This window comes from Serratia sp. NPDC078593 (assembly GCF_050268245.1).
In the GTDB taxonomy this organism is placed as follows: Bacteria; Pseudomonadota; Gammaproteobacteria; order Enterobacterales; family Enterobacteriaceae; genus JBNNGK01.
The window spans coordinates 16,793-41,228 of the sequence record NZ_JBNNGK010000016.1 but is presented as its reverse complement, the minus strand read 5'-3'; the positions used below and the strand labels follow the sequence as shown (position 1 = coordinate 41,228).

23 protein-coding genes are annotated in these 24,436 nt (G+C 53.2%); 7 read left to right on the top strand and 16 right to left on the bottom strand.

Annotated features, from left to right (window positions below):
• Positions 1-97: 97 nt before the first annotated feature.
• The 6 genes from proY to phoB all read right to left on the bottom strand — a co-directional run bounded on the left by proY (position 98) and on the right by phoB (position 7,627).
• Entirely contained in the window at positions 98-1,492 is a 1,395-nt protein-coding gene (gene proY / locus ACQKDS_RS16175; RefSeq protein ID WP_399671910.1) for a proline-specific permease ProY, read from the bottom strand.
• 70 nt (positions 1,493-1,562) lie between these two features.
• Entirely contained in the window at positions 1,563-2,882 is a 1,320-nt protein-coding gene (gene brnQ / locus ACQKDS_RS16170) for a branched-chain amino acid transport system II carrier protein (protein ID WP_399671907.1), read from the bottom strand.
• 446 nt (positions 2,883-3,328) lie between these two features.
• Positions 3,329-4,438: a cobalamin-independent methionine synthase II family protein gene (locus ACQKDS_RS16165; protein WP_399671904.1), complete on the bottom strand. Its 1,110-nt coding sequence runs from the start codon at positions 4,436-4,438 to the stop codon at positions 3,329-3,331.
• Between the two features lie 206 nt (positions 4,439-4,644).
• Complete coding sequence (locus ACQKDS_RS16160; protein WP_399671901.1) at positions 4,645-5,580, bottom strand: PstS family phosphate ABC transporter substrate-binding protein; 936 nt, start codon at positions 5,578-5,580, stop codon at positions 4,645-4,647.
• Between the two features lie 16 nt (positions 5,581-5,596).
• Complete coding sequence (gene phoR, locus ACQKDS_RS16155) at positions 5,597-6,913, bottom strand: phosphate regulon sensor histidine kinase PhoR (RefSeq protein ID WP_399671899.1); 1,317 nt, start codon at positions 6,911-6,913, stop codon at positions 5,597-5,599.
• Between the two features lie 24 nt (positions 6,914-6,937).
• A complete protein-coding gene (gene phoB, locus ACQKDS_RS16150; protein WP_399671896.1) occupies positions 6,938-7,627 on the bottom strand; it encodes a phosphate response regulator transcription factor PhoB in 690 nt (229 codons plus the stop codon).
• Between the two features lie 521 nt (positions 7,628-8,148).
• On the opposite strand from phoB, the gene sbcD reads away from it, so the two are divergent.
• From sbcD to licT, 3 genes are all read left to right on the top strand, one after another.
• Positions 8,149-9,378, top strand: a complete 1,230-nt coding sequence (gene sbcD, locus ACQKDS_RS16145; RefSeq protein ID WP_399671893.1) for an exonuclease subunit SbcD — start codon at positions 8,149-8,151, stop codon at positions 9,376-9,378.
• Complete coding sequence (gene sbcC / locus ACQKDS_RS16140) at positions 9,375-12,626, top strand: exonuclease subunit SbcC (protein ID WP_399671890.1); 3,252 nt, start codon at positions 9,375-9,377, stop codon at positions 12,624-12,626. The genes sbcD and sbcC overlap by 4 nt, the downstream gene beginning before the upstream one ends.
• A 193-nt stretch (positions 12,627-12,819) precedes the next feature.
• Positions 12,820-13,668 carry a BglG family transcription antiterminator LicT gene (gene licT, locus ACQKDS_RS16135; RefSeq protein WP_399671887.1) on the top strand — a complete coding sequence of 283 codons (849 nt, stop codon included), beginning with the start codon at positions 12,820-12,822 and terminating at the stop codon, positions 13,666-13,668.
• A 27-nt stretch (positions 13,669-13,695) separates the two neighbouring features.
• Here licT and mak read toward each other — a convergent pair whose 3' ends face one another.
• Positions 13,696-14,604, bottom strand: a complete 909-nt coding sequence (gene mak / locus ACQKDS_RS16130) for a fructokinase (protein ID WP_399671884.1) — start codon at positions 14,602-14,604, stop codon at positions 13,696-13,698.
• Positions 14,605-14,779: 175 nt separating this feature from the next.
• Between mak and rdgC the strand changes: the two genes are divergently transcribed.
• Positions 14,780-15,691, top strand: a complete 912-nt coding sequence (gene rdgC, locus ACQKDS_RS16125; RefSeq protein ID WP_399671882.1) for a recombination-associated protein RdgC — start codon at positions 14,780-14,782, stop codon at positions 15,689-15,691.
• Positions 15,692-15,752: 61 nt separating this feature from the next.
• Here the strand turns inward: rdgC and ppnP are convergent, their stop codons facing one another.
• The 3 genes from ppnP to ACQKDS_RS16110 form a co-directional block, all read right to left on the bottom strand.
• Entirely contained in the window at positions 15,753-16,043 is a 291-nt protein-coding gene (ppnP, locus tag ACQKDS_RS16120) for a pyrimidine/purine nucleoside phosphorylase (protein ID WP_399671879.1), read from the bottom strand.
• A gap of 252 nt (positions 16,044-16,295) precedes the next feature.
• Complete coding sequence (locus ACQKDS_RS16115) at positions 16,296-16,490, bottom strand: hypothetical protein (protein ID WP_399671876.1); 195 nt, start codon at positions 16,488-16,490, stop codon at positions 16,296-16,298.
• A gap of 59 nt (positions 16,491-16,549) precedes the next feature.
• Positions 16,550-16,948: a nuclear transport factor 2 family protein gene (locus tag ACQKDS_RS16110; protein ID WP_399671873.1), complete on the bottom strand. Its 399-nt coding sequence runs from the start codon at positions 16,946-16,948 to the stop codon at positions 16,550-16,552.
• A 101-nt stretch (positions 16,949-17,049) separates the two neighbouring features.
• Here ACQKDS_RS16110 and ACQKDS_RS16105 point away from each other — a divergent pair, with 101 nt between their 5' ends.
• Positions 17,050-17,787: an AraC family transcriptional regulator gene (locus ACQKDS_RS16105; protein WP_399671870.1), complete on the top strand. Its 738-nt coding sequence runs from the start codon at positions 17,050-17,052 to the stop codon at positions 17,785-17,787.
• On the opposite strand, the gene aroL is transcribed toward ACQKDS_RS16105, so the two are convergent.
• The 4 genes from aroL to ACQKDS_RS16085 form a co-directional block, all read right to left on the bottom strand.
• Complete coding sequence (gene aroL, locus ACQKDS_RS16100; RefSeq protein ID WP_399671868.1) at positions 17,764-18,288, bottom strand: shikimate kinase AroL; 525 nt, start codon at positions 18,286-18,288, stop codon at positions 17,764-17,766. The two genes, ACQKDS_RS16105 and aroL, sit on opposite strands and share 24 nt — an antisense overlap.
• Before the next feature lie 199 nt (positions 18,289-18,487).
• Complete coding sequence (locus tag ACQKDS_RS16095; RefSeq protein ID WP_399671866.1) at positions 18,488-19,003, bottom strand: GNAT family N-acetyltransferase; 516 nt, start codon at positions 19,001-19,003, stop codon at positions 18,488-18,490.
• Positions 19,004-19,086: 83 nt separating this feature from the next.
• Positions 19,087-21,240, bottom strand: a complete 2,154-nt coding sequence (locus ACQKDS_RS16090) for a TonB-dependent siderophore receptor (protein ID WP_399671863.1) — start codon at positions 21,238-21,240, stop codon at positions 19,087-19,089.
• Positions 21,233-22,348 carry an ABC transporter substrate-binding protein gene (locus ACQKDS_RS16085; protein ID WP_399671860.1) on the bottom strand — a complete coding sequence of 372 codons (1,116 nt, stop codon included), beginning with the start codon at positions 22,346-22,348 and terminating at the stop codon, positions 21,233-21,235. The genes ACQKDS_RS16090 and ACQKDS_RS16085 overlap by 8 nt, the downstream gene beginning before the upstream one ends.
• Positions 22,349-22,565: 217 nt before the next feature.
• Here ACQKDS_RS16085 and ACQKDS_RS16080 point away from each other — a divergent pair, with 217 nt between their 5' ends.
• The gene (locus ACQKDS_RS16080; protein WP_399671857.1) at positions 22,566-23,027 is read left to right on the top strand and encodes a GNAT family N-acetyltransferase; all 462 of its coding nucleotides are present in this window, start codon (positions 22,566-22,568) and stop codon (positions 23,025-23,027) included.
• Here the strand turns inward: ACQKDS_RS16080 and ACQKDS_RS16075 are convergent.
• Both ACQKDS_RS16075 and ACQKDS_RS16070 read right to left on the bottom strand, forming a co-directional pair.
• Positions 23,014-23,583, bottom strand: coding sequence for a class I SAM-dependent methyltransferase (locus ACQKDS_RS16075; protein WP_399671854.1), 570 nt, complete (start codon positions 23,581-23,583; stop codon positions 23,014-23,016). The genes ACQKDS_RS16080 and ACQKDS_RS16075 overlap by 14 nt on opposite strands.
• A gap of 234 nt (positions 23,584-23,817) precedes the next feature.
• A complete protein-coding gene (locus ACQKDS_RS16070; RefSeq protein WP_399671852.1) occupies positions 23,818-24,099 on the bottom strand; it encodes a YdgH/BhsA/McbA-like domain containing protein in 282 nt (93 codons plus the stop codon).
• 212 nt (positions 24,100-24,311) lie between these two features.
• On the opposite strand from ACQKDS_RS16070, the gene ACQKDS_RS16065 reads away from it, so the two are divergent.
• Positions 24,312-24,434 (top strand): hypothetical protein, encoded by a 123-nt coding sequence (locus tag ACQKDS_RS16065; RefSeq protein WP_399671849.1) that lies wholly within the window; start codon positions 24,312-24,314, stop codon positions 24,432-24,434.
• Positions 24,435-24,436: the final 2 nt, after the last annotated feature.

Sequence of the window (24,436 nt, the reverse complement as noted above, 5' to 3'; positions counted from 1 at the left end):
CCGAAAGAGACTCACCGAACAGAATGTAATAAGAAAATGAAAGGGCGCGGTATAAGCCACGCCCCTACGAACTAAACACCCGCGACGCTGTGCGGGCTTACGCGTTAACCAAGCGTCGTTTCTGACGATTAACCTTGATCCCGTACCCCACCAACAGCACCGCCACCCAGATCAACCCAACGTACAGCGACACGCGGGTAGTCGGGAAGTAGCCAATCAAGCCAATGATGAAGACCAAGAAAATAATGGCAATCGCCGAAGTAAAGATGCCCCCACGCAGTGGGAACGCTAATTTCTTAACCTGATCTTGGCTCAGCCGACGACGGAAAGCGATCTGCGAACACAAAATCATAATCCACACCCAAACGGTGGCAAAAGTCGCCAATGACGCGATCACCAAGAACACGCTTTCGGGCATGATGTAGTTGAGATAGACCGCAATCAGTAATGCCGCCATCATCACCAGCACGGTGACCCACGGAATACCGCGCTTAGAGACTTTGCTAAACATTTTTGGGGCATGACCTTGTTCGGCCATGCCATGCAGCATGCGACCCACGCCAAACACATCGCTGTTAATCGCCGACAGCGAGGCGGTGATCACCACGAAGTTAAGAATACCCGCCGCCACGGTAATCCCCATATGCTGGAAGGTCAGCACAAATGGGCTGCCGTTAGTTCCAACCTGGTTCCACGGATAAATCGACATAATCACGAACAGCGTACCGACATAAAACACCAAAATGCGCCACGGCACCGAATTAATGGCTTTCGGTATCGATTTTTTCGGATCTTGCGCTTCACCGGCCGTAATACCAATGATTTCAATACCGCCGTAGGCAAACATCACCAGTTGCAGTGACAAAATCATGCCAATAAAACCGTTACTGAAGAAGCCGCCGTGACTCCACAGATTGTGAATGCCTGTCGCCTGACCACCGTTGCCGATTCCCCAAAAGATAATGCCAATACCGGCCGCAATCATGATGATAATGGTGGCAACTTTAAAGAACGAGAACCAAAACTCCAACTCACCGAACACTTTGACGCTCATCAGGTTAATCGCACCGATAATCAGCACGACACTGAGCACCCAGACCCAATGCGCCACGTCCGGGAACCACACGCCCATATAAATCCCGAACGCGGTCACATCAGCGATCGCAACAATCAGAATTTCAAAACAGTAGGTCCAGCCGGTGATATACCCGGCCATTGGCCCAAGATAATCCTGCGCATAGCGCGAGAAAGAGCTGGCTTGCGGATTATTCACCGACATCTCACCCAGCGCACGCATGATAATGAAGGCGACAATACCGCCAATCAAATAAGCTAACAGTACGCTGGGGCCCGCCATACGGATAGCGTCCGCCGAGCCATAAAACAATCCGGTGCCGATCGCCGATCCTAGCGCCATAAAGCGAATATGACGCGTACTCAGGCCACGTTTGAGTTTATTCGCGGGAGGGGGAGAGGTTGTTTCCTGTTGCATTTAAAGACCTGTGTTCTTATACGCAAAAAAGCCACGGACAAGTCCGTGGCCCACTATTCAGACCGCTTGGTTATTGCTGTGCCGTGACTTCAGCGCGGTTAATAACCCGATCGTAAATCATGACCAACACCAGCATCAGTACCGAAGGCGGCAACCAGGCCAGCCCTTGTTCTGCCAGTGGCAAGTGAGCACTCCAAGCCGGCAACAGGTGCTGGAAACTTGACGCTTTCACCGCATCAAGGATACCAAACAACAGGCTTACGAGCATCACCGGCGCGATCACGCGTGGTGCGCTGTTCCACATACGCAGCGTAAAACTCAGTATGACCAAGACAATACACGGCGGATAAATCGCGGTCAGTACCGGTATTGATATATGGATCAAATGGCTTAACCCCAAGTTGGACACCAACATTGAGAACAGACCCAAAATGAAAACCAGCGTTTTATAGGAGAACGGCAAATATTGTGCAAAAAATTCCGCACAGGCGCAGGTCAAGCCAACCGCTGTCACCATGCAGGCGATAAAGATCAACGCCGCCAGGAAGAAGCTCCCCAAACCACCAAACGTATTTTGCACGTAAGCATGCAAGATCACCGCGCCATTAGTCGCATCAGGTACCAATACACCGCTACCGGAACCCAGTTTGAACAGGCTCAGATAAACCAGTGTCAGACCGATACCGGCGATCAAGCCCGCAAAAATGGTGTAACGGGTCAGCAAGCCTGCGTCTTTCACCCCACGCGATCGCGCAGCGTTAACGATCACGATGCCAAATACCATTGCCCCTAAGGTGTCCATCGTCAGGTAGCCATTAACGAAACCTGAAGAGAACGGTACGTTCTGATAGATGTCAGTGGCCGGAATGGGTGAACCCGCCGGCCATACCAGCGCCGCCACACCCAATGCACCCAGCGCAACGATTTTCAGCGGTGCCAAAAAATGACCGACGGTATCCAGCAGACGACCGGGATAAAGCGAAATAGCAATCACCAATGCAAAATACACCAGACTGTAAATCAACAGTGCCATATCGCTATCACCGGTCAACGGCGCGATCCCCACTTCAAAAGAAACCGTTGCGGTACGCGGGGTCGCAAACAGTGGGCCAACGGCCAGATAACAGACCGTCGCCAGCAGCAAGCCCGCTTTACGGCCGATCGGTGTGCTCAGGGCATCAATACCGCCACCGACGCGCGCCAGCGCAACCACCGTTAGCACCGGCAAACCCACGGCGGTAACCAAGAAACCAAGCGCCGCAGTCCAGACGTGCTCACCGGACTGCAAACCCACCATCGGCGGGAAAATAATGTTCCCAGCCCCGACGAATAAGGCAAAGGTCATAAAACCTAATGCCAGAATATCTTTTGACGTTAAACGATGACTCATACGATGTCGTGTTGCCTGTTCAAATGAAAAAAAAAGGTCTGTTAGCATGGAGCACATCGCTCCACCGGGTTGTCGGCTAGCCATTCATCGCAAGCGCTATAAGAATAAAAAACGCACCAATCCGGCGTTTCGACCTTAATGCGGAAAGTAACCACGCTTGATGATGGGCAAAGTTTTAGAAGTTATAAAATGGAGGATTAGTCCGACAACGGGGTGTAAGTAAATCGTTTATAGCGTTGAAAGGCAAGGCGCACGATAAAAAGCAGAGTGATCGACCAGATAAACTTTCGTCACCAGTCGATCATATTGGTCATTAGGAAATATACCCTACATGATTTGTATTATTTTTAAACAATCAACTCACGAAACGTGAAACAAAGCGTTAATCACCGCGCGAAAACGCCATGATTCGTCAAATTACCGCGCGGAAACGCCGCTGCTTCCGCTCACGACCAAACCTGTTCAGCAATATTCACTACGCTGCGTAACTTCTCCCATTGCTGTTGCTCACTTAGGCTGTTGCCCTCTTCCGTCGATGCAAAACCACATTGGGTGCTCAAACATAATTGCCGACGATCGACAAATTGCGCTGCTTCTTCCAACCGCTGTTTCACCTGTTCGGGGTTTTCTAACTCACCATTCTTGGTGGTGATCAATCCCAACACCACCTGCTGTTTACCCGGTTTGATAAAGCGCAATGGCTCGAAACCACCCGAACGCGCATTATCGTATTCGAGGAAGAAGGCATCGATATTCACCTGACCGAACAAAATTTCTGCCACCGGTTCATAGCCACCTTCCGAGATCCAGGTGGAGCGGAAATTGCCGCGACAAACGTGCAAACCGATGGTCAAATCATCCGGTTTCCCGGCAATAGCAGCATTTAATACATCGGCGTAAATCTGTGCCAGACGATCGGGATCATCACCACGCTCGCGAATCAGACGGCGTTGCTCATCGGAACATAAATAAGCCCAGACCGTGTCATCCAATTGTAAATAGCGGCAGCCGGCCTGATAAAATGCGGCGATCGCATCGCGATAGGTTTGCGCCAAATCGTCAAAATAACTGTCTAACTGCGGATAAACCTGGCTGTCGATCGCTTTACGCCCACCCCGAAAATGCAGCACGCTGGGGCTTGGAATGGTCATTTTCGGCAACGCGTCATCGGCGATCGAACACAAAAATCGGAAGTCTGCCAACATCGGGTGCTGCGGATTAAAGCCCAGCTTGCCGACAACATTGATGCTCCGCGCTTTCGTTTGTATCCCGTTGAACTGGATGCCCTGTTCGGCCTCATAGCCTTCAACACCGTTCAGTCCTTCGAAGAAATCAAAGTGCCACCACGCGCGGCACAATTCACCATCGGTGACAACCGCTAGGCCAAGCGCCTGCTGTTTTTCAACGGCTAAACGGATTTGTTCATCTTCTATTGCACGCAGTTGAGGCGTATCGATTTCGCCACGCTGAAACTGCTGGCGGGCGGTTTTCAGCGGCTCAGGGCGTAACAGGCTACCAACAACGTCGGCGCGAAAAGCGTGATGGCAAGTGCACATAGTTTTGACTCCGGTGACAAGCAGACGGTGTATCACTTCTGCTTTAATAATTTAAAAGTTGAATGATTACGCTGGGTTACAACTAGACATCCAGACATCCAAAGCTCTAAAATTATCCTGTCATGCGGTCTGCTCGACAGCAACGGAGAAATTTTCACGGGTGTTGAATAAAACTCATCATGGTGCCAATTACGCCACCTGAAGGATCAGTTCAATCCCAAGACCTGGCGCGTTTTATGCACCATCGCCTGCGGCAGGGGCAAATAGCCGTCATGATTGACCAGATTTTGTCCTTGCTCTGACAAAACCCGATCGAGGAAAGCGGCCGTCAACGGTTCAAGCGGCCGATTTGGCGCTTTATTCACGTAGATATAGAGATAACGCGCCAAAGGATAGCGGCCATTGCGCACATTGCTTTCGGTCGGTGCGATATATTCCTCGCCCTTTTCTGCCAGCGGTATCAGACGAACGCCACTGGCGCGGAAACCAATACTGGCGTAGCCCACGCTATTCAGTGAACCTGCCACCGCCTGTACAACGGAAGCCGAGCCGGGAAGCTCATTCACTTGCGCCATGAAATCCCCCCCACACAGGGCACGCAGCTTGAAATAGCCGTAAGTGCCGGAGGCCGAATTGCGGCCAAAACGCTGTATGCTACGCTGCGTCCACCCGCCGTTCAGGCCAAGCTGCCCCCAACGTTGTAACGGTGCGGCTTGTGCGCAACGGCGCGTAGCGGAGAAGAGTTGATCGAGTTGATGCAAGTTAAGACCGCGCAGTGGATTATCCTGATGCACCAGCACCACCAACGCATCTACGGCAACGGGCACCGCCAGCGGTGCATAGCCATAGCGATGCTCAAACGCCGCCAGTTCGGCGGCCTTCATCGGTCTGCTCATCGGCCCCAACTGTGCCGCACCGGCGGCCAATGCGGTCGGCGCAGTCGATGAACCCGCCGCCTGAATTTGCAGGTTAATATTGGGGTAATGCTGGCTAAAATCCTGCGCCCACAGGGCCATTAAATTGGCCAAGGTATCGGAACCCACGCTGGATAGATTGCCCGCCAACATGCCGTCAGATTGCGCGAGCGCACCACGGCTGCATAACAGCGCCAGGCAAAGCCACAATCCTTGAATCCATCGCATCCCATCGCCTCACGCGTTAGTTTTTCAGCGCATTCTCTGATAAAGCTTCAGGAACAATCAAGCGGTTAGGTAAGGTAAAGATGAAGCGAGTGCCGATGCCCGGCTCGCTCAGCACCTCCAACCGAGTATCGTGGTGGCTAAGCGCATGTTTAACGATCGCCAACCCCAATCCGCTGCCCCCCGTCTGGCGTGAACGCGCCTTATCGACGCGATAAAAGCGTTCGGTTAAGCGCGGTATATGCTCAGCGGTAATGCCCGGCCCGTCATCGCTCACCTGAAACTGCGCACCAAATGGCGTTTTTTGCCAGCTCACTTCGATATGCGTCCCCGCTGGCGTGTGGTTGACCGCGTTATACACCAGGTTGGACACCGCGCTGCGTAGCTGATCGTCATTACCAAATACCTTCAGCGCCTCATTAACGCGAAAGCTAATCTCATGCTGGCCGCCGCTCAGCGATTGCGCTTCGCGCTGCAATACCCGCAGCATCAGCGGCACATCCACCTTTTCATTCATATCAATAATCGGTGCGGCTTCGATACGTGACAGCGTCAGAAGCTGTTTCACCAACCCGTCCATACGTTTGGTCTGCTCCTGCATCGTGTTCAGCGCTTTGCCCCGCAGTGAGCCGTCTAATTCTTCGTCATTCATCATTTCCAAGTAGCCTTGCAGCACCGTCAACGGCGTACGCAATTCATGGCTGACATTCGCGAAGAAGTTACGCCGCGCGCCCTCCAATTGCCGCATTTGGGTGACATCACGCGCTACCATCAACAATTGCCCCTCCGAATAGGGCATGACGCGAAATTCGACGAAATGGTCGTTGTTTAATTGCAGCGTCAGCGGGTGCGAAAACGCCTGCTGTTGCAGATAATTGCTGAACTCAGGATAACGCAGCAGGTTCAGAATGTGCTGGCCGTTATCTTCCGGCCAGCGAAAACCCAGTAAATGCTGCGCCAACCCGTTACACCAGAAGATATTACCGTCTTCCGTGGTCATCACCACGGCGTCAGGCAGCGATTCTGCGCCGCTGCGAAAACGTTTGATCAGCAAAGCCAACTCGCGCCGCCGCCGCCGGTTGCGCTGCTGCATCTGATAAAGCCCATAGAATAGCGGTTCCCAGCTCCAACGGCCGGGCGGAGGGGTCATGCTGCGGTCAACCCACAGCCAATGGGAGAGTTTAAGTTGATTGTAAAAATTCCACACCAGCGCCGCCAACACCGCCGCTAACAGCAGCCAAGGGAGATAACCGACAATCAGCCCCAGCAATAACGCAGGCAAACAAAAAAGAGCCAGCTCGAGAGCCAGCCTCTTCCAGGAAAGACGTTCTAACACGGTAAGTTCTCCAGCGCTGCGCGTTTAGTAGCGCGTTGAGAACCGGTAACCGGTGCCCCGAACGGTTTGAACCATCTTGTCATGGCCACTGCTCTCCAGCGCCTTGCGCAAACGGCGGATGTGCACGTCAACGGTACGGTCTTCCACATAAACGTTAGTGCCCCAAACGTGATTAAGCAACTGTTCGCGGCTATAGACACGTTCTGGATGGGTCATAAAGAAATGCAACAGTTTAAACTCGGTCGGCCCCATATCCAGCGCTTGTTCATTGGCCATGACCCGATGCGAGGAAGGATCCAAACTCAGGCCTTGCATTTCAATCACGTCTTCCACCGCCATCGGTGAAATGCGGCGCATGACGGCTTTAATACGTGCCACCAACTCTTTCGGTGAGAACGGTTTCGTAATGTAGTCATCCGCACCCACTTCCAAACCACGTACCCGATCTTCTTCTTCGCCGCGTGCCGTCAGCATCATCACCGGAATATCACGGGTGAGCGCCTCACGCTTCATGTGTTTGATGAATTGAATGCCGGAACCACCGGGCAACATCCAGTCGAGTAACACCAAATCAGGAAACGGCTCAGACAAGCGCGTCACAGCGCTGTCGTAATCTTCGGCTTCCAACGGTTGGTAACCATTTTGTTCCAACACAAAACACACCATCTCACGAATCGGCGCTTCGTCTTCCACCACCAATATGCGTCTAGTCATCGTCAATCCTGTCAATGTGTTTACCCGTCATATTTCTGACCGCCTCGTTTTTGGCCGCCGTTGCGCGCCCCGTGGAGGGCTAACCACGGCATTGCCGCTGCGATGCCATCTGAATGATTTTGGGTATAGCGATCACGATTTGATTGCGGATGTCATTATGCGTCAGTTTTATGACAGATTTATGAAAAAATAGCCCAACCGCCACTCATGTTGCAGGCAAATAGTTTCCTGTTCACAGAATAATCATCTGGCCGTCATAATCAATGGCCGACGACAGCCGCGAGCAACACCTTTATAATCATTGGAATTTTATGATCGTTGGGCGAACCTCTACCCCCAATAGATTTCGCGGTGCAGGGCGGCATCCACAGAACAATGAATCGATGACGGCGCGGTTAACAACGCGTCGGTGAGCTCGCAAGCCGCTCGTTACTAGGCCAGGGCCTCCGTCACCGGTTGGGCTTAATGACAGCCGCCAACGCACCTGCCAATACACCTGCCACTTGAAAGATGAAGGGTATATGCGTCTGATTCATACCTCTGACTGGCACCTTGGCCAGTACTTTTTTACCAAAAGCCGCGCCGCCGAGCATCAGGCCTTTCTCGATTGGCTTATTCAACAAATCGCGCAACAGCAGGTCGATGCGCTGATTGTCGCTGGCGATGTGTTCGATACCGGCTCGCCCCCGAGCTACGCACGCGAGTTATATAACCGCTTTGTGGTGCAACTCCAGCGAACCGGCTGCCAACTGGTGGTGCTGGGCGGTAACCACGACTCCGTGGCAACCCTGAATGAATCACGCGAATTGCTTTCCTGCCTGAATACTACCGTCGTTGCCAATGTGCAGGCTGAACCGGAACAACAGCTAGTCGTGCTGAACCAGCGCAACGGCCAACCTGGCGCAGTGCTGTGCGCGATTCCATTCCTGCGGCCACGCGATTTGCTGACCAGCCGCGCAGGCGAATCCGGCGGGGAAAAACAGGCCGCGTTGCAAACCGCCATCGCCGCCCATTATCAACGGTTGTATCACGCGGCCTGTGCACGCCGAGATGCGCTAGGCGGCGCGCTGCCGATTGTCGCTACCGGCCACCTGACCACCGTTGGCGTCACCACCTCAGATTCCGTGCGCGATATTTACATCGGCACGCTGGATGCCTTCCCAGCGCAGGCCTTCCCACCGGCGGATTACATCGCGCTCGGGCACATACACCGTGCGCAGCAGGTGGCGAAAAGCACACATATTCGTTACAGCGGTTCACCGATCCCTCTCAGTTTTGATGAGGTAGGCAAAGCCAAAAGCGTGTTTATGGTGGACTTCGCTGATGGCATATTGCAGCAGGTGACGCCGCTTGAAATCCCTATATTCCAGCCGATGCAATTGATCAAAGGGGATTTAGCGCAGATCGAGCAACAATTGCGGCAGTTCGCCGATTATACCGGCGAGCGACCGGTGTGGCTGGATATTGAGGTGGCAACGCAAGATTACCTGAGCGACATCCAACGACGCATTCAAGCACTGACCGATGAACTGCCTGTCGACGTGGTGTTATTACGCCGTAGCAAAGAACAACGCCGCCTGGCTATCGCCCAGCAAGACAAAGAAACGTTGAACGAACTGAGCGTTAATGACGTGTTTGAGCGACGGCTGGCGCTGGAAAGCGACATGGCTGAAGCGCGCCGCGAACGGCTACGTCACCTGTTCCAACAAACGGTGGACGCCGTACAGCAAGATGAGGCCCCCTCCGCATGAAGATCCTGAGTTTACGGCTAAAAAACCTCAACTCGCTCCAGGGCGAATGGAAAATCAACTTTGGTGTAGAGCCGTTCGCCAGCAACGGTCTGTTCGCGATTACCGGCCCGACCGGGGCAGGAAAAACGACGCTGCTCGACGCCGTTTGTTTGGCGTTGTACCACCAAACTCCGCGCTTGCACGTCTCGCCCAGCCAAAATGAACTGATGACGCGCCACACCGCCGAGTCGTTGGCTGAGGTCGAATTTGAGGTCAAAGGCGTCGGTTATCGCGCGTTCTGGAGCCAACGCCGGGCCAAAAACGATCCCAACGGCAATTTACAAGCCCCAAAAGTAGAACTGGCGTTGCTAGCCGACGGCAAGATTATTGCCGATAAAGTGCGCGACAAACTGGATCTGATCGCCGCGATCACCGGTTTGGATTTTGGCCGCTTCACCAAATCGATGATGCTCTCACAAGGGCAATTTGCCGCCTTTCTCAACGCCGCTGCCAACGATCGTGCCGAATTACTGGAAGAGTTGACCGGCACCGAAATTTACGGTCAGTTATCTGAACGCGTCTTTGAACAACATAAGCAAGCCAAACTGGAGCTGGATGCGTTACACCAACGCGCCAGCGGCATTGAACTGTTAAATGACGAGCAGCGCCAACAGCGGGAAGCGCAGCTAAGCGCACTCAGCCATGAAGAAAATGATCTCAGCCAGCAGGCGCAACAGCGCCAGCAAGCCATTAACTGGCTGCAACAATGGCAACAGGCGCAACAGAAACAACACGAATATCAACAACGGCTGAGCGTCGTGCAACAACAGCAAGCGCAGGCTGAACCGCAATTGCAAGCGTTAGCACGCAGTGAACCGGCCGAAAAGCTACGGCCATTGCTTAACGAACGGCAGCGTTGTCGTAGCGAGCACCAGGCGTTGCAACAACAGATTACGCAACTGAACCAACAATATCAGTTGCAAAACGCGCAGTTGGCACCGTTACAACAGGCGCTCGAACAGGCACGAGCCGAACAGCAAAAACAGGCGCAATACCGTCTGCAACAGCAACAATTGATCGATGAACAGGTGTTGCCGCTCGATAATCAGATCGCGCAATTAGATCACAGCCGGACAGAACTCAAGCAGGCGTTGAGCAGCGCCGAACAACAGGGTAAAGAGCACCAGCATACGCTGGCACAATTAAACACTCAGCGCAGCCAGTTGGCAGAGCAGGCGCAACAACATCAGCGTAAATTTGAGCAACTTAGCCAGGCGTTAACCACCCAACAGCAACAACATCACGCGCTGGAAGCACAGGTGCCGTTGGCCGCGCTGCGTCTGCGATTAGCAAAGCTCAGTGAACTGCGTCCGGCACGGCAGCAGCTGTTTACGCTTGCTTCGCTCTCACAACAAACGCTCAAACGGGTGGAGCAACAGCGGCAAGAGTTGCAGGCGGGTACACAACAGTTGGCACAACTAGCACCGCAACTGGAACAGGTTCGCCAGCAATATAAACAACAAAAAGCCCATCAGGCCGAGGTTGAAAAAACGCTCGAGTTGGAACAGCGCATTGTTAGCCTAGAGGCCGAACGCGCCCGCTTGCAAACTAACACGCCTTGCCCGCTGTGCGGCGCAACACAACACCCGGCGGTTGAGCAGTATCAGGCGATAGCGCCATCTGAAACAGCACAGCGTCTTGAGCAGCTAAAAACACAGACCGACGCCTTGCAAAAACAGGGCGTTGAACTGCGTGCACAGTATGACAACCTGCAACAGCAGCAACAGCGACAACAGCAAGCCATCACCCAAGATGAACAACAGTTGGCCGCACATCAGCAAAGCTGGCAACAATTGGCTGAGCCGCTGGCGCTTGATTTTGGTTTACAGGATAGCGAACGCCTGAACGACTGGTTACACCGCTGCGACAGCGAGGAGCGTGAAGGCCAGCAACGGCTTGCTCAACATGAATTAGCCGTACAAGCGGTGCAACAGGCCAAAGATGCCTTAGCCAATCTGCAAACCGAACAGCAGCAGAAGCAACAGCACGCTGCGCTGCTTAACGAACGCTTCAGCCTGTTAGAAAAGAACTTCGCCGATCACCAACAACAGCAACAGCGGCTCCAACAACAATGGCAGCAAAATGAAGAAAACCTCACCACGTTACGGACGCAACGAACGGCACTGTTTGGCGAACGACAGATAGCCCAAGTTCGTGAGCAACTGCGTCAACAGCAGGCGGCCGGCGAGCAAGCCACCACGCTAGCCAACCAACAATTACAGTCGGCGCAGGAGCAACGCGATCGGTTAAGTGGCCAATTGGCGGGGCTGCAACAACAGTTGGCACAATGGGCGGAACGTTTACAGCAGGCCGAAGAGCAGTGGGTTCAGGGGCTGGCTGCCAGCGAGTTCAGCGACGAGGCTGCTTTCACGGCGGCCCTACTGGACGATGCCCAGCGCCAGCAATTGCAACAGCACAAAGAACAATTGCAGCAACGCTGGGTAGAAGCCAGCGCCCTGTTAGCGCAGGCAGAACAAACCTTAGCCCATCATCAACAGCAGCGTCCTGCTGGCCTGGATGAAACCAGCATTGATCCGCACATGTTGACCAACGAGCAGCAAGCCTTGATGCAGCAGTTGAAGGTGTTACAACAGCGGCAGGGCGAACTGCGTAATCAGTTAGAAAGCGATGCCCTGCGCCGCAATCAGCAACAGGCGCTTTTCGCACAAATAGCCGAAAGTCAGCAGCACTATGACGACTGGAGCCTACTCAATCAGTTGGTCGGTTCGAAAGAAGGCGATAAATTCCGCAAGTTTGCTCAGGGATTAACGCTCGATCATCTGGTGTATCTGGCTAACAACCAGCTTGGCCGCCTGCATGGCCGCTATTTGTTGCAACGCAAAACCAGTGATGCGCTGGAGTTACAAGTGGTCGACACCTGGCAGGCCGATGCATTACGCGATACCCGCACGCTGTCGGGAGGGGAGAGCTTCTTGGTCAGCCTGGCGCTGGCCTTAGCGCTGTCTGATTTGGTCAGCCATAAAACCAGCATTGACTCGTTATTTCTCGACGAGGGTTTCGGCACGCTTGACGCCGAAACGCTGGACACCGCACTGGATGCGCTCGACAGTCTTAACGCCTCTGGCAAGACCATTGGTGTCATCAGTCACGTCGAAGCCATGAAAGAGCGCATTCCGGTACAAATAAAAGTGAAAAAGGTCAACGGGCTGGGCATCAGCCGGCTCGAAGCACAGTATCGGGTTGAGTGATCCCATCAGCACATAGCAGAAGTGTGATCGCCACGGCACTCCTTCGCGAAAGGCGTTGAGCGCTCACAAAGAACGGTTATCATGCGTTCAATAACAGGATTGTCACTGTATTGACAGGCAAAACCTGACCTCCAGGATTATCTTGGATGTCAGGTTTTTTTGCTTTTAGCTGGCCGAAACGCCGGGGAATGCTATGAAAATCGAGAAAATACTCAATAATAACGTAATCATCACCCTCGACGATCGGCAGGAAGAAACGGTCGTCATGGGCCGCGGGATCGGCTTTAAAAAGAAAGTGGGCGATGCGGTGGATGAAAGCCTGATCGAGAAGGTTTTTACCCTCAGCAGCGGAGAGCTCGGTGAACGTTACAAAGCGCTATTGGCAGAAATCCCGCTGGCCTGTCTCACCACCACCGACAAAATTATTACTTTGGCGCGTGAACGCTTGCCGGGCAAGTTGCACAACATCGTTTACATCACGCTGACCGATCACATCCACTTCGCGCTACAGCGCCATGCCAAAGGCATGGACATCCGTAATGCTCTGTTGTGGGAGATCAAAAAACTCTACCCACACGAGTTTGCCGTCGGACGGGAAGCGCTGGTGCTGATTGCACAACGGTTAGAGGTGACATTACCGGAAGATGAAGCCGGTTTTATCGCGCTGCATCTGGTGAATGCGCAGCTTAATGACGATATGCAAAATACCCTGCATATCACGCGCGTGATGCAAGAAATTCTCAATATCGTCAAATACCATTTTCGTTTTGATTACAACGAAGAAGCGCTGAGCTACCACCGATTTGTCACGCATTTGAAATTCTTCGCTCAGCGCCTGCTAGGAAAGAATTATGTCGACAGCGAAGATGACGCATTATATCAGGTGGTGAAAGACACCTACCGTGAGTCATTCGCCTGTGCCGAAAAAATCAATCAACACATTGAGAAGCACTATCAACATCGGCTTACGCGCGAAGAAATGATGTTCTTAACCATTCATATCGAAAGGGTACGCAGCGAGAGCGAAGTAAAAACACCTTGAGGGGCTGCCCCATCAGCCCACTCGCGTTTAGCGCTGCGGCCACAGCCATGCCGCACCGCGCACACCGCTGGAATCACCGTGGATCGCTTTGCGGATTGGCGTTTCACACTCACCGCCAAAGACCCAAGGCTTTACCCATTGCGGTACGGTCTGGTACAAACGCTCGACGTTACTCATGCCGCCCCCTAACACCACCACATCGGGATCGAACAGATTGATCGCGTGCGCCAACGACTTGGCCAAACGCATTTCATAGCGGCTCATCGCCAGCTCAGCCAAAGGATCCTGTTGCGCCACCAACGCCATGATCTCGTGCCCCTTCAGCGTGTTGCCGCTCAGGCGTGCATAATCCGTCGCAAAGCCCGTCCCGGAGATAAAGGTTTCGATGCAGCCCGGTTTACCGCAATAGCACGGCACTTCGCGACGAAAGCGCAACTCGTCATCATCCAGCCACGGCAGCGGATTATGCCCCCACTCCCCAGCGATGCCATTGCCGCCCACATGCACCTGACCGTCGATCGCCACACCCGCACCGCAGCCGGTGCCAATAATCACCGCAAACACCACATGCTGGCCCGCCCCCGCACCATCGGTGGCTTCCGACACCGCCAGGCAATTGGCGTCATTCGCCAAACGCACGTCACGTTGCAACATGGCCGACAGATCTTTATCCAGCGGCTGGCCGTTGAGCCAGGTTGAGTTGGCGTTTTTCACCAAGCCGCTAAACGGCGACAACGTGCCGGGGATCCCGACGCCAACGGACCCCCGCTCGCCCGTGTGATCCTCCGCCATCTTCACCAGCCCGGTAATCGCCCGCAGCGTTTGTTGATAATCTTCCCTCGGTGTCGCGACGCGATGACGAAACAACTCACGACCATCATTCGCCAAGGCAATGACTTCAATTTTCGTTCCACCTAAATCAATACCAATACGCACGTTTATCTCCTCAATGCGCAACGCAACCGACATCCAGAGACGCCGAGTGTGCCGTAATCCCCCCCTCCACGCAAATCGGAGGAATGAGGCGATTTTTCAGCGTCAATTGGGTATCATGCCGCCCTGCTTTTGATGAATTAGCGTGCGAAAAGCACGCCCTGCCGGGGATAACATTATGCTGTGGTTTAAGAATTTGATGGTTTACCGTTTAAGCCGCGAGGTTGCGCTAAATGCGGATGAAATGGAAAAACAGCTCAGCGCTTTCTCCTTTACGCCTTGTGGCAGCCAGGATATGGCGAAAACCGGCTGGGTATCCCCAATGGGTTCTCACAGCGATGCGCTCACCCACACCGTTAACGGCCAGATCATCATCTGCGCACGTAAAGAAGAAAAAATTCTGCCTTCGCCGGTGATCAAACAAGAATTACAAGCAAAAATCGACAAGCTGGAAGGCGAGCAGCACCGCAAGCTGAAAAAAACCGAAAAAGACTCGCTAAAAGACGAAGTGCTGCACAGCCTGTTGCCGCGCGCGTTTAGCCGCTTTAATCAAACGTTTATGTGGATCGATACCGTGAACGGCTTAATTATGGTTGATGCCGCCAGCGCCAAACGCGCCGAAGATACGCTGGCCTTGCTGCGTAAAAGTTTGGGATCACTGCCGGTGGTGCCATTAACCCTGGAAAGCCCGATTGAGCTAACGCTAACCGAGTGGGTACGCTCCGGTGAACTGCCAGCCGGTTTTATCATTCAGGATGAAGCGGAACTGAAAGCGATCCTGGAAGATGGCGGCGTGATTCGCTGCAAAAAACAGAACCTGATCAGCGACGAAATCGCGGTACACATCGAAGCAGGCAAATTGGTCACGAAACTGGCGGTAGATTGGCAAGAGCGAATTCAGTTGGTCATTGCTGATGATGGCTCGCTGAAGCGACTGAAGTTTGCCGATGCGTTGCGTGAGCAAAACGATGACATCGAGCGTGAGGACGTTGCACAACGTTTCGATGCCGACTTTATTTTAATGACCAGCGAGCTGGCGGCATTAATCCAGAACATGATTGAAGCACTGGGTGGCGAAGCTCAGCGTTAAAGCATAACAAAGGGCGCAACAACACGCTTGCGCCCATAAACACGCCACAGGACGTGCTAAATTACTTACTCAAATAACGGCACAGATACGCCGTCGCGTCGGCGACCTGTACGTTGAACTCACTGTGCCCCGGCACAAAGAACTTCTCACCCGGCATAAACACCTGCCAATCCGGTGCGCCCGGTAACAGCACTTTCAATGCACCGGTGATCACCGTCATTTCTTCAGGCTGGGCGGTACTGAACGTGTACTCCCCCTCTTCCATCACCCCAACGCTGGTACGACCGATGCTGCCACTGTCGAAACCGATTGATTTCACTTTTCCGGCAAAATACTCATTCACATTCAGCATAGACTTGCACCCGCGTAATTATCTTTATGGAACAGCCATATTGGTGGATAACATCCGCGCTGTCACTGGTTTTCAATGTGAAATGCGATCGCGGCGCAGAGTAAAATGCGGCGACACCCTGTGTGTAACGTTGGCATTCAGCTTGCTTGCTGTCAGTAGCGGCGGGAATCACATTGGCAACAGCGCGATAATCCCGTCGCCACGTCTGCGAACCGGCAGGACGCCGGCTCTGGGGGGATAACCAGTGGCTATTTATTCACCTAAAGATTCATCCTCATAGCGTCGTTTAGCATCCTTGGCTTCCTGCTCCGTTTGATGCTCACTGATCAGCGTATTGGGCTGCGGAAAATCTGCGCGCAATTCGTACCAGCGAACCTGGCCTCCCGGTTCTCCTTTATCGACGGTAACGATGTGCGCCTGACGCGGATAAGGTGGTTTCTGTGGCATAGCGATCTCCTGTTGGGTGAGCTTACCGCCAAGTATAGACAACCACTGCACATCGCCAGTCAGCTTCGTGATGCCAAATCAGCATCGGCTGCGTCACCAGACAACAATCGGGTCAATTCATCACAGCGTACAATGCGGCCAGCACGAACGGTAAAGTGTGCCAACACTTGCACTTCGCTACGGCTGCCGTCGCGCTTTTCGACCGCGACCCGATGATGCGTGAACACCGTTTCGCCCTGCGCCACCACCGCCAGTAACCTCAGGGTCATGCTGCGTGTAAGCTGTTTCAGCAATGCCATATGCTGCACAAATTGCAGGTAATCCAAGGTGTGACCATCAACAGACTGCTGGTAATCCTGCGCGAAAAACGCAGCGATTACCGTCGGTTGATGTTGCTGGCAGGCTACCACCTGGCGTAACGCTTGGGTGACAATCTCTGAGGCAGATAAGTTGTGCATGGGTGTTCTCCAATAAACTTCACGATGCACCGATCTTAAACCAACAATGTGATGGCATAATAACCGTATCAGGACATTAAATAACGCTAATCGGCCAAATAATGACAGTACACAGCGCAGCTATTCAGCATGAGAAAAAACACCTCACGGCGTGGCACCAGCACCAAGATGGGCAAATTTATCTACTGACGCGCGGCATGATGGCACTGGAAACAGAACAGCAGCAATGGGCGATGACCTGCGGCAGCATTGGTTGGTTGCCGCCACATTGCCGACATCAGGCGCAAGCCTGCGGCGAGGTCAAAGGATGGAGTCTGTATTTGCCAGCACACTATTGCAGAAGGCTACCATCGCAGCCCCAACTGACCTTCGCCAGTAAACTCACACAAGCCTTGGTTGAGCGGATCGCGCAGTTTCCATCACCGGCACTCAATCACGCACAGCGACGTATGGTGCGCGTCTTGCTGGAAGAAATGCAGGGAGAACCGCAAGCGGCATTGCAACTGCCACTACCGCAAGATAAACGATTGTTGAACATCGCCCGCGCTTTGCTTAACGATCCGGCCCATTCGCGGCAGCAAAGCGAATGGGCCCAGTGGGCGGGGCTAAGTGTGCGCAATCTGAGCCGCCTGTTTATGGCACAAACGGGAATGAGCTTTGTTCGCTGGCGACAGCAGGCACGCATCATTCGCTCATTGGAGGCGCTATCGCGCGGTGAATCTATTACGGCGGCAGCCGCTAACGTCGGTTATGACAATGTCAGCACGTATATTGCCGCGTTTCGTCAGCGTTTTGGCGTTACGCCGCGCGGTTATTTATTTGACGGTTTCACGCTGTAACACGCTGAGAATCTGTGACACCACCTGCTGCGGATCGCCCGTGCCATCGAGCACATGATGGGCTGCATCCTGATATAGCGCCTCACGTGCGGCCAGCACATCCAGCATTTCTTCAGCAATAGGGCGGCCGGTCAGCGTCGGGCGCTGCGTCTCTTCAGGCGCTACCGCCAAGCGTTGTGCCAACACATCAGCAGGCGAACGCAGATAAATCACCGTGCCATGCTGTTGCATGAAACGGCGATTCTCTTCCGCTAATATCACCCCACCGCCGGTGGCAACAATGGTTGACGGTTGCGTCACAGACTGCAAAGCCAGGGTTTCACGCCGGCGGAACCCCTGCCACCCTTCCTTTTCGACCATTTCCGCCACGCTCATTTGGGTGCTCTGTTGCATAAACAGATCGGTATCGATGAACTGATAACCGAGCGCCTGCGCCAGCGCGCTGCCCACGGTGGTTTTCCCTGCTCCGCGAGCGCCTACCATGAAAATGGTGTGTGTCATTAGTGGTGTCCCTTATGCGGTGAGGTTTATCCCCGTCATACTTGGCGTTGCATAGGCATGAGCAAACGCTGATTGCTGCCATTATGCAATGCCAATCATGCTCGGTAGAGTACATGTCTAACGCGCCAATTCGAGAGGGCGCCGTTCACACGGTAGCGGTATTGCTGCATCATACCGCCACCTGAGTGTATTTCAATTTTTACGATAGTGTAAAGTTCATGGCACAGCGACTTCCTAATGGCAGCCCCTGCTTTGCCTCATGCGCCATCACCGAACGTAATGTTGCAGACAACGCCGTGCTGGCGATCGTTTCAAAACCCAGCGAACAATAATACGGCGCGTTCCACGGTACGTTTCGAAAGGTCGTCAACGTTAACTGTGGCACACTGGCGCACCGCGCGACGTCGATCACCTTAGCCAGCAGTTGACGCCCGATTCCACGCCGCTGGTAGTCTGTCGCCACTGACAACTCGGCAATGTGCCAAGCATCGTCGTGTCGCTGTACTGCAATGAAGCCAACAACCGCCGTACCGTCTTGCGCCAACCACTCACTCTGCTGGCGGATAAATTCGCCGTGTTGCTCAGCCGACAAACCTTCACTATCAGCAAGAAACGCCCATTGCGGCAATGAGCGAAACAGCTCGGCGGCGGAACGTTCAATGGCCATCAACGGCGCAATATCCTGCGGTTGTGCAAGACGAATTTTCAGGCTCACGTTATCCCCCCTGTGGCAATCGGTTATTTAATCCAATTTGCCCGATGGCAGAAACCCACCGCCGGGCTGACTTGGCGGCACAATCAAAAATCCACGCTGGCACGCAGCACTGCCTCACGCGGCTCGCCCACCGCAATACGTAAGTTGCCGCCGCTGGAAGGATAATAGGTTTTGTCGAACAGGTTTTTGATGTTGAGCTGCCATTTCACCCGATGCCCCTTCACTGGCAGCGTATAAGCCAAAAAGGCATCCGCTACCGTATAGTTATCCAGATAAAATCGGTTGGCGGCATCACCCGGCCGACGCCCGACATAACGAGCGCCCGCACCGACGCGCAGATTATCACCGCTATACAGCGATGTCGCCCCCAGATCCTGCGTCAAGAACAGCGAAGCGGTATGGCGCGCCACGTTACTCATCTCTTTGCCGTTATTGGCCGGGTCATCCACAACACGCGCATCGGTATACGCATATGAACCGATCACGCTGAGATTTTCGGTGATATTGCCCGCCATATCGAGCTCCACACCTTGCGAGCGTACACGTCCGGCGGTGCGAGTGACGGTTTCACCGTCGACCAACTCACTGACCATCACATTACGTTTGGTGATATCAAACAGCGCCAATGTGCCACTGATCCCGTTCGGCAACTCGATTTTACTGCCCACTTCCCAGGCTTTCCCCTGTTCCGGCGGCAGCGCGCCAATCTGTGTGGCAATAGAAGAATTCGGTTTGAATGATTCGGTGTAACTACTGTACAGCGAAACGTACGGCGTTACTTTATAAACCACGCCGGCACGCGGCACCCATTTGCTATCCGAACTGTCGGTGTTGGTGGCAAAGGGCCGCCCTTTACCGGCGAAAACGTCAAACGCGTCATAGCGCAATCCGCCCATCAGCAGCCATTTATCGGTCAGCTGTATCGAATCCTGCATAAACCAACCGTAACTGGTGAGATTTTGACGTTGGTCGCTGTCTTTGGCACTGACAGCCGTTGATGCAGGCATCTGGCCATAAACCGGATCATAGATATTAAAATGGCTGTCTTTGCCGCCACGGATCATGTCACCGCGATAGGTATGGCTGTCTTCGAAATCAAAACCAAACAGCAATTGATGATTAATACGCCCCCAATCAACATCGCCGTTCACGGTGAGTTGCAGCGCATTGGCATGGCTGACCGCATTAGCGGTAGCATCGGCCTGTCGCGTCAACTCGCCGGTTTCCGGGTTCAGTTTGGTCGCGCGCGCCTGATTATCGCTGTAACTGTTGCGGTTATACGCGTAGGTGAGCGCGCTTTTCCAATTTTCATTCAACACCTGCTCAATTTGCACGGTGACGCTGTCCTGATCGCCGCGGGTCGCGTTATAACCCTCATCAAAACGCCGCTCGCGCGGTGTCGTCACCGGTTTGCCAGTGCGCGAATCAATAATGGTTCCGCGATCGAACGGTGTCAGATAGTCCATGTGCTCATAGGCCAACCGTACGGTGGTGTTTTCGCCGAACCACATCAGCGACGGTGCAATCACCGTCTGACGATGGTGGCCAAAGTTTCGCCAGTAGTCGGTTTCATCATGATCGACAATCATCCGGTAAGCAAAACCAGAGGTGCCCATCGGCCCGGTGACATCCACCTGCCCACCGCCGCCGTTGAAGCTGCTGCCCCAGCCTTCGACGTGGGTCTGTTGCTGCAACTGCGGTTTTTTAGCGATCATGTTGATCATTCCGCCTGGCTCGCCCATGCCGTACAGCATGGAGGCAGGCCCTTTCAACACCTCTACGCGTTCGGTGGTCGGCGTAAAATTACGAGCCTGAATCGACCGCACGCCATCACGCAGGATCGAACCGTCGCGATTATCGCCAAAGCCGCGCTTCATGACCGCATCTTGCGTTCCCCCCAGCGTATTACTCTGGGTAATGCCGCTGACGTTATACAGGGCTTCATCCAGACTCTTCACCGCCTGATCGACAATCACCTGATTCGGCACCACATCGATAGCTTGCGGCACATTGAGTAACCGAGTTTCACTACGCGTACCGGTGACACTGGTAATTGGCTGATAACGGCTAATACCTTCGACATTTTTAGCACCGATCACCACGATATTTTCTTGCGCGTGCGCGCTTTTTTCGCTGCTGACGGCTGGCGCGCTGGCGCTGGCGGCCAAGGGAATGGCGTACATCGCCAAAATAATTCGCGTTGCCGCGCAGCGACAACCCCCCTGATGGTTATTCACGAGTTAACTGACTCCAATAGGTTCCAGAAAAGGGAACGGGCAAAAATTGTTGGTAGAGTTGTTGGAAGGTCTGCTGGGGATCGATGTCAGCAAACAGATCGGGATAGAACGCTTTGGCAAACATCTCGACCGCCACCACATGGTACGGGCTAAGATAAAAATTGTGCCAAAGGCTCCAAGCCTGCCGGTTCTGCACCGCTTTCAACTGAGTGAGCAGCGGCTGTTGGGCCATCAATTGGCGGAAGCTGTGGTCGGCTTGCTGCTGGCTAATTTGCGGCCCCAGCAACAGATCGGAATAGCGTTTACCCTGTGCGCCGGCCATGCCGGTGGCAATATAAACGTCAGGATTGGCCGCCAGTAGCGCTTCCGGGTTCAGTTCGCCGTAAACCCCTTTGATGCGGGTATTGGCAATATTTTCGCCACCGGCAAAGGCGAGCAGATCGCCAAGGTTACCGTGCGCCACGGTGGTACAACAGGTATCGCGCCGCCCTAGATGCAGGTGCAACATCACGGTCGGTTTAGCACCGTGATAGGCCGCTAAGCGGTCACGGATCACCGCCATATGCTGCTGATAAAAGGCGATAAACGCTTCGGCTCGTTGCTGCCGGTTAAGCACCTCGCCGAGTAACCGCACGCTGGGTACGGTGTGATGCAAGAGATCGATGCGCAGATCAACATAAATGACCGGAATACCCGCCTTCCCCAAGGCAGTGACCAACCTATCCTGATCGCCGTCTTCACGCGCATAGCGCGCCAAAATCACCAGATCCGGCCGTAACAGGATCAGGTTCTCAATGTTGATCTGACGAAAGTCACCTTGGCTAATCACCGGAATCGCGTTGATTGACGGGAATGTTTGCCGATAAATCTGCCAGCTCTGCGCATCAAAGCGCGCTAGATCGTGTGGCCAACCGACAATACGCTGCGCCGGGTTACCGGGTTCCAATAAAGCCAGCGTATACAGCATGCGGCTTTCTCCCACCACGATACGTTGTGGGTTGTCTGGCACCGTCACGGTACGGCCAAGAATATCGGTCACCGTTTTTGCCTGAATAGAAAATACGATAATCAGCAGAAAGAGCAGGAAATAACGGGGAGATTTGCGCATTGGAGGTATCAAAACAGAAATTTATCCGCGCATGATAATCAGTCTCATTATCATATTCAATCACAATGCGCGTTGTGCCCGCTAAACAGCGTCATTCACCCTATTTTCGCCACAAAACACCGGGAATTAGCGTGAAATAAGGTTTAGAAAGTAAAAAAAGCGGTCGCACATTACATGAAAAACCGGCTAAATGGATGAAGCAAAAACGGGAGGGAAGATGAACCCACGAATTGTACAACTGAGTGAATACCCACACTATGCCGACGTATGCGCTGCCTGGGCATTTGGTCAGTGGGGCTGCCAACGTGGCGGTTCGCTGGAACGCACGCGTCAGCGATTCGCCCTGTCCAGCCAACCCAGTACCGACCATTTCACGCTGTTGATGATTGATGGACAACGCCCGCTGGCGATGGCGAGCCTGTGGCCAAGCGACGATCGCCATCGTCGCGATCTTTCGCCATGGTTGGCTGGCGTGTTTGTACATCCTGATTATCGCCGACAAGGCATCGCTCAGCGCCTGGAGCAAGCGATCGTCAGTCTTGCACGGCAACATGCCCACCCGGTATTGCACCTGATCACGGATAACTCTGCCACGTTATATGCCGCGTGGGGCTGGCAAGTTCTCGAGCGCCGCCAAGAGATCGATGGCGACGTCGTCATGATGGTCAAACCTCTTTAAATCGTGGCGTACAAACGTACACCAACGCGGGCGGGAAGTTACGAACTACTCGTAACTTTTTCCAATAAAAATAGCGCGACAACAACTTTTCAGACCACGGGCTGTACTGGAACAGAACCAGTGTGCCATTGCTTGCTCGCAACGTTGTCTGCGCTTGTTGCAATATACGCATGCTGACCTTGAGCGGAATCGACAATAACGGCAGGCACGAGAAAATAACGTCATAATGAGCGGCTAACCGTTCGGCCGATTGTGCCATGACGCGCAGATTTTGCGCGTCAACCTGCCGCAGTTGATGGACAAAATGAGGCTGAATTTCATAGGCGTCCAGTTGCGCATCAGCACGCATACGCCCCAGAATACGCTTCGTTAATACACCGTCAGCCGCCCCTAACTCGGCGATGGATAATGCCTGAGTCCAATCGATTTGATTTAACATCGCCTGGCACAACCAAGGTGAAGACGGTGCCAACGTGCCGACCGTTCGCGGAGAGGCCATAAACTGCTGAATATAAGCAAAACGATTTTTCAGTTGCAGCCGTGTCGCATTAATCATTCGAGGCTCCTTAGATGAGAAGCCCTACTTTGTGAAAAAATGCTTAAGACGTCATTAACACGATTCTGAAAGAGCCGATAACAGTTGTAATAAAATGCAACGGCAACAAAAACGGCCACAAGATCATTGCAGCCGTTTTTTATCTATTAACGGGTTAGCTAAAATAGATGAAAAAACATGACAGTGGCAAAATGTAAAAATCATCTCGCCTATCACGTCGATTACCCGGCGCTTTTAGCGATAAATCTCTGCATTACCACGCCATTGGCTGGAATCCCCGGGAGTATCCAAACCGATCACACGATAGTGGGATGCGCCATCCGCCATGGCTTTTTCTTTCAGGGCATGAAGCGCATCATCGGGCGAACCAGTAATACCAGATACGGATACCACGCCAAGGCTTTGTAAGTTATTCGCCTCCATAACATCCACTTGTTTCACTGATGACACGTTGGCAAGTGCAGAAAATGATGCGGTAGCAATAATAACGGCTGCAATGTAGGAATAAATTTTCATGGTGCACTCTCGCTGTTCTTGGTTGTTTTTACGATTGACGTTGTTAATTATTCGTCACCCAATGAAAAGGGACGTAATGCAACGTAAAGAATATTAATTATTGTGAGGAGAATAAGGAGCGAGTAATAGACTAATAGGTTAATAAAACAGATTGATTTTTATAACCAAAATTTATATTAAAAATAATTGGCGCAATATCAAGGCGGCAAGAAGTGAATTGCCCGGCACTGAGTACCCGTATCGGGATTCAGGTGTATCAACGCCGCCAAGACGATAACAGCATCAATAATAACGAGATAACGCTTCGGGCGCAGCAGGCTGCGCCCTTTCAATAAAA

What these genes read in the sequence shown, in the direction of transcription:
- sbcD (WP_399671893.1), top strand. Translation starts at nt 8,149, where the DNA reads ATGCGTCTGATTCATACCTCTGACTGGCACCTTGGCCAGTACTTTTTT.
- licT (WP_399671887.1), top strand. Translation starts at nt 12,820, where the DNA reads ATGAAAATCGAGAAAATACTCAATAATAACGTAATCATCACCCTCGAC.
- ppnP (WP_399671879.1), bottom strand. Translation starts at nt 16,043, where the DNA reads ATGCTGAATGTGAATGAGTATTTTGCCGGAAAAGTGAAATCAATCGGT.
- proY (WP_399671910.1), bottom strand. Translation starts at nt 1,492, where the DNA reads ATGCAACAGGAAACAACCTCTCCCCCTCCCGCGAATAAACTCAAACGT.
- ACQKDS_RS16110 (WP_399671873.1), bottom strand. Translation starts at nt 16,948, where the DNA reads ATGCACAACTTATCTGCCTCAGAGATTGTCACCCAAGCGTTACGCCAG.
- ACQKDS_RS16070 (WP_399671852.1), bottom strand. Translation starts at nt 24,099, where the DNA reads ATGAAAATTTATTCCTACATTGCAGCCGTTATTATTGCTACCGCATCA.
- ACQKDS_RS16115 (WP_399671876.1), bottom strand. Translation starts at nt 16,490, where the DNA reads ATGCCACAGAAACCACCTTATCCGCGTCAGGCGCACATCGTTACCGTC.
- ACQKDS_RS16105 (WP_399671870.1), top strand. Translation starts at nt 17,050, where the DNA reads ATGACAGTACACAGCGCAGCTATTCAGCATGAGAAAAAACACCTCACG.
- phoB (WP_399671896.1), bottom strand. Translation starts at nt 7,627, where the DNA reads ATGACTAGACGCATATTGGTGGTGGAAGACGAAGCGCCGATTCGTGAG.
- ACQKDS_RS16165 (WP_399671904.1), bottom strand. Translation starts at nt 4,438, where the DNA reads ATGTGCACTTGCCATCACGCTTTTCGCGCCGACGTTGTTGGTAGCCTG.
- sbcC (WP_399671890.1), top strand. Translation starts at nt 9,375, where the DNA reads ATGAAGATCCTGAGTTTACGGCTAAAAAACCTCAACTCGCTCCAGGGC.
- ACQKDS_RS16085 (WP_399671860.1), bottom strand. Translation starts at nt 22,348, where the DNA reads ATGCGCAAATCTCCCCGTTATTTCCTGCTCTTTCTGCTGATTATCGTA.
- aroL (WP_399671868.1), bottom strand. Translation starts at nt 18,288, where the DNA reads ATGACACACACCATTTTCATGGTAGGCGCTCGCGGAGCAGGGAAAACC.
- ACQKDS_RS16080 (WP_399671857.1), top strand. Translation starts at nt 22,566, where the DNA reads ATGAACCCACGAATTGTACAACTGAGTGAATACCCACACTATGCCGAC.
- ACQKDS_RS16075 (WP_399671854.1), bottom strand. Translation starts at nt 23,583, where the DNA reads ATGATTAATGCGACACGGCTGCAACTGAAAAATCGTTTTGCTTATATT.
- ACQKDS_RS16160 (WP_399671901.1), bottom strand. Translation starts at nt 5,580, where the DNA reads ATGCGATGGATTCAAGGATTGTGGCTTTGCCTGGCGCTGTTATGCAGC.
- brnQ (WP_399671907.1), bottom strand. Translation starts at nt 2,882, where the DNA reads ATGAGTCATCGTTTAACGTCAAAAGATATTCTGGCATTAGGTTTTATG.
- rdgC (WP_399671882.1), top strand. Translation starts at nt 14,780, where the DNA reads ATGCTGTGGTTTAAGAATTTGATGGTTTACCGTTTAAGCCGCGAGGTT.